The 5,317-nt window shown below is 50.7% G+C and carries 3 protein-coding genes; all 3 read right to left on the bottom strand.

The genetic code is table 11. From position 1 onward, the window contains the following. The coding region (cpg1, locus tag GAC_RS05670; protein WP_141564192.1) for a Cpg1 family polymorphic protein at positions 1-3,685 on the bottom strand (3,685 nt) is incomplete at its 3' end. 520 nt (positions 3,686-4,205) lie between these two features. Further along, positions 4,206-4,934, bottom strand: a complete 729-nt coding sequence (locus GAC_RS01125; protein ID WP_012658886.1) for a biotin--[acetyl-CoA-carboxylase] ligase — start codon at positions 4,932-4,934, stop codon at positions 4,206-4,208. Positions 4,935-4,942: 8 nt separating this feature from the next. Next, positions 4,943-5,317 (bottom strand): glutathione S-transferase family protein (locus GAC_RS01120; RefSeq protein WP_037349040.1); only part of this gene is annotated, 375 nt, incomplete at its 5' end.

The raw sequence follows: 5,317 nt of genomic DNA, 5'->3' as shown, positions 1-5,317 counted from the left end.
CCTCATTGTATTCGTCAATACCAGCACTCGTTATCGTTTGTGGCTGCCTCAACCCAGCAGTGCCACTCTTCTGTGTGGGCTTCTGTGAATCTGAGTATTCAAAAACTGTTCCCGCTTTTTTGCTCGATGCGCCACCGAAGAAATCTCGGAGCTCACTACTATTCATAACTGCTATATCATCACCGCCACCACCAACGTCCCCGCCGTGACTTGCCAATGGGGTCTGCGCCGCCGCCCCTTGCGCGCTACTTGCTCCCTGCTGCGCGCTACTCTTAGGAGGCGCACCGAAGAGTGCGTTCATGTATTCTTGAATCTCGTCATCACTCCTCCCTTGCAGCTTTTTGGGCATGCTGAGTAACGCCTTAAACAAGGCCGCTATTTCTTTGTCATCGGCGTCATCTGCTATGGTACTGTCGGGAGTATATGCAGCTTGTTGCATGCTAGGTGCTACGCCCACTTGCCCTGGCGGTGCCGAATAAGCTGCAGCATATTCTTCCTGCGCACTCTCACCCCGTTGTGCGGATTGTTGCGGTGATTCTCCCTTCAGCAATGCGGCGATTGCTTCTTCCCTTTCGGTGTCATCTTGTTCCAATATTTGCCTAACCAGTTCTTCCCAGACTGTTGCTGGCTTAGGAGCACTGTTGCTTGCCTGTTGCTTAGTAGCAGGTGCGGCCTTGCCCTTGCCCCCTCCTGTAATCAGTTCCCCTTCAGCCTCAACGTACTTCTTGCTGCTGGAGCCAGCTTGCGCGTTTTTGGCAGGCTGTGCCTTACCAGCTGCTGGTTTAGGGGTTGTACGCTGTTGTGTAGAGGAAGAGCCAACTAGTTTCTCCCCCTTGCCAAAAAACTCACTATATTTTGATGGCGCGCCTGCATCAGTAAATTGCGCATCAAATGCTGAGGGGCCGAACGGATCAAAGACAGCTTCATCTGTGCCAAAGAAGTTTAGAAATTCATTGTAACGCTTTGGGTCTTCCAAAATCTCATTAAGGTCAGACATATTAAGGTCGGATGCTGCGCCGTACCAGGGGTCCTTTTTACCATCCCAAGCCCTAACGCGGTCCCTAAAACTCTCTACTGACTTCTTCAAGTCGTTTTTCTGCTGTCTGGTCAGTGCATCTGGTAGCTTGATATTATCCAGCAGCTGGTCTACTGCTTGAGCCAACATCTCGCGCTGCTTGTCCGTCATGGTGGCTATGAGCCGGTTATGGTACTCCTCCTCAAAATCATCCAGCGCTTTGTTTATTCTCTTCTGTGTATCCGCATCAAGCTTGCTCAGTTTCTCAGCCGAAGCCTTCATAGCTGCTTTCTGCTCCTTGGTGAGCTCTGAGCCCCTGAGCACTGCAAGGAACGGGTGCTGTCCTTCTAGTGCGCGCAAGACTGTTTCTTCGTCTGAATTATTGGCACCCTTATTAGTATCAGACTTACTGTAAACTTCTGCCAATTCTCGTATTAAATCTTGCACCTGGTCTGCGCTTAGGTTTACTTCCCCATCCTCTGCATCGGACGATACCGCATTCTCTATGACCGCTCTCCACTTGCGCTCTGCCTCTAGGCTCAGATTCCTGGTTCCATCCTCGTCCAGTTTGATATCCAGCCCCAGGTCTTTATACTGATCCTTGCCAAAATGTTTTTCTAGTAAGGTTTGTAGATGCTCCTGAGCCGCAGAAGGTTCTTCTTGCACTGCCATTGCAACACTCAACTCGAGTAGCGACTTTTGGCTAAGGGCGGTTCTCATCAGTGATTCTAGGGCGACGATTTTGCCCGCGGTAACGTTCAGTGCTCCAAGCTTGTTACCGCAAATAACGTCCGGAATCACTGAGATAAGTATGTCCCCAGCCAATACTGCAGTGTTAAACGTTGGGGATGAGCTTGCGATTTCGAACAATAACAATATTGGTGGGGCAGTAAGTGCCTTGAAACCGTCGGTCCAGAAGACTTGCTCAAACTCTCTGGTGTAGACCGGGTTGCCATGCCTTCTTGCATGGATAATCGGCCCGATCCACGCCCCAATCCTTGCTGTTTTTACAAGGAAGTTTAAGGCCTGTGATACTGCTGTCGGCATAGTGCCAACTGCGGCGTGCAGCGCAAGTTCGACTGCAAGGCCGACCAGACAGCACAAAATGGTAGTTTTAGTGCTGTACGGAAAGTTCGAGACGTCCTTCCTGGAAGTTGCAGCTATAGCAACCTCATACGCATTACGAACCTTTGATGGTTGTTCAATCAGTGAGAGTGGCAGGTATAGCCGATATAGGCTCCATCCCAACGCGGTAGTAAGGGGCTTGTACTCTATGTGGGGAGTAAACCCAAGCATTGTGTTCATCATCAGCTTTATCCCCATGGATGCAACCAGGGGGGACCACATGCTTGGTGGTTTGAACTCTTTTTTGCCGCCGTCTGACTCTGTATATTTGCGAATCCACTCACCCTCATATCCAGAGAACATGATTCTGGGGAACGTTATATACATCATGAGCGTTTGCATTATGGTCGCAGGTAACGCTACAGGGCTTGTGAACCGGGCTACTTCTGCCGCTGTTGCTGTTGCCGCCGCCGTTGTGGATTCTACTGCCGCTCCAGCCGCCGCCGTTGCCGCTGCTCCCTCAGCAGCAGTTATTCCAAGTGTTTTACCCAAAGATTTCACGCCCTGTGCAGCCAGCAGCCCTAGTTGAGGGGCGCTCAATGCCAACGAGCCCGCAGCTGCGGTGTATCCAAGCGCTGCACCGCAAACTGCTGCTGGACCTACACCTCCAGATGCCAAAGTAGCAATGAGTGACGCTGCCATGAAAGATGTGTATGCAACCAGAACCTTTCCCGAGTGTTCGGATATCTTCTTACACATTTTCAGGATTTTCGACACCTTTGGGTTGGCTTTCTCATATGCCCGAATTGCTTCTTGCCTGATTTCCTCCACATACGTAGAGAGCAATACGCACCCGTAAAGTAGCGCCGCACACTTCCTTTCCTGGTGGAACATCGCCTCCAGGTCTTCTTCATCGGGGCATCGCTCCTCTACGGGCAGCCCCATCTCCTTTCTTTTGAGCAAATATGCTATAGCCAATGACCGCATTATCAACCAGTCAGGCGAGAGGAGCCTATAATCTTTCCCAATCAAGATCTCCACGGCTGACTTTGCCGCGTCTTCCCGGTTGCCGCTACTGCCGCCGCTCCCTAGATACATACCGGCAGTTTGGGATTCCGCCTTTTTCTTCTTAAGTTTGACGCCTTTCTTATCATTAAGCGCCCTTTCCATGGGGGTGGGGTCACCTTCTTTGGGGATGGTGTCATCCATGGTATCGATGACCACGCCTTGTTCGTACGTTATGCCGCCAACCGATTGATTAACTATCTTTTCTACAAAGTCAGTAAATGTGCTGAGATCTGATAGGGAGCCCTCGATGTGTCCTGCTTTGAGTGCATTCCTGAACTCTATCAGCATTCGGGCGAACGTTTGCGAGCGATTTGGCCGCAGATAGTGCTCTCTAACTTCCTCATCTGCTAGGGATAACACGGTCATGAACGCGCCGCCGACGTGCTCGCGCTCATAGGTTCCTGCGATCTTTGAGAGGAAATCTTCTGTTACAAATACGGACAGGTTATGCGCATCTTGCGGCTTGGGTATGGTGATATCGCGCAGTAGCCCCACAGCCTTCCCCTTGAGCCCCGTCCAAGGGTTGTGCTGCTTCATCGTTGTTTGGAGCAACTCTATGAGATGTGTCTCTGTTGCGTCGATAAATCTTTTCGGCACGGCTCGTGATGGCTAGTTTGCTGGCTCGAAGATCGGACCACTCCCCCCCCCCCCGTATCGGGGGCCGGTCGCTAGGCGAAGCTCCGGTGCTATCTAGCACCTAAAACCACACACTCAGCACCATAAGTCCAACCCTGAATTGTACCACATGTGTGGCATATTGTCAATGCACCGCACCCGTACACGTGCCTTACGTCACATGCGGTACCTTAACTAAACTGAGCGCGCAAACGCGGCACTGAAGGGAAAATTACGGGAAAAAGCCTCAACAACCGCACACACAACCACTAGCATAAGCTAGCCACAAACCATCTCCTGTAGTGTACAGCAATATCATAGAGCGCGCAACAACAGTGTGCGGGTTTGTGCAGCAAATCAGCCTTCATGGCCGGCTACTGCGCACGATAGCAGCGTACATTTTTTTGAAAAGTATGACTAAATCGTTACCAGGTGGTGATACTCACAGAATTTCTCCGTAATCGACGGCAGTAGGGATCCCACCGTCTGACTCAAGCACCATTGCTCCATGGGTATCTATGTTCACAAACTTTCCTTCAATTATCATATTATTGTTGGTTATGACGCGAATTTTGTCTCCAGGGGTGTGACCCCGGCGCATCCACAGGCTTCGCAGCTGTGCGAACCCCATAGTTTCGAGGACATCTAGGAGTTTGGCAAAATTTTGCAGCATTAGGTCAAGGAGTTCCAAGTTCGATAGCTTCAGCTCCGGGATATAATCATGCAGCGAAGCCGCATATGGGGGAGGGGCGTACATGTTCACTCCTATACCGCACACGGCCCAATCAATTTCGCCGCCGATCATTTTGGTCTTGATCAAAACCCCGGAGATTTTCTTTCCGTCTACCATTACGTCATTTGGCCATTTATATCGGATGAGAGCGTTTTTTGTGCTGCAATTGTGTGCCTCGAAAACCTGTTCCAAAGTCACTCCCACCGCTAGTGACGATAAGAAAGAAAGAGCCGCCACCTGCGCACTCCTTCTGGTAATTATGCTACAGTACAAGTTGCCTTTAGGAGAGTGCCATTCCCTTCCGTACCTGCCAGTGCCTGAGGTTTGCTCATCAGCTATGATTACCGTACCATCCGGAGCGCCGCTTTGGGCGAGCTCTATTGCCTCTAAATTGGTGCTGCGTGACACGCTGGTGTGATGTATAACGAACCCATGCACGGCTGGGCTCAGAAATCTAGCTGTGCGTAGTGCACTGGGGGCGAAAAACCTGGTATCCTATCCCCCAAAATCTGCGAGAATGACGGCTTAGACTTTATCAGAGAGTACCACTCCTTAAGGGTCGGGCTCAAGTCCCAAGGGAAAATGCCCATGTAGTCTAGTAACGAGATGTGCGCGGACAGTGCAACGTCTGCAAGGGTAAACTCACGAGATGCAAGCCACCCATTGGTGTTTATGAGATGCTCCATATATCTGACGTGAGACTGCAGGTTTGACATAGACGCCCGAATCAAGTTAGGGTTCGGACTGCCGTGCTTGGTGTATTGCTTAGCGATTTTCTCGTTGATTACATACCTTGTGACTTCGTGATAAAACCTGCAATC

The sequence above is a fragment of the Anaplasma marginale str. Florida genome, from assembly GCF_000215485.1.
Lineage (GTDB): Bacteria > Pseudomonadota > Alphaproteobacteria > Rickettsiales > Anaplasmataceae > Anaplasma > Anaplasma marginale.
This window is presented reverse-complemented; position numbering and strand designations above follow the sequence as displayed.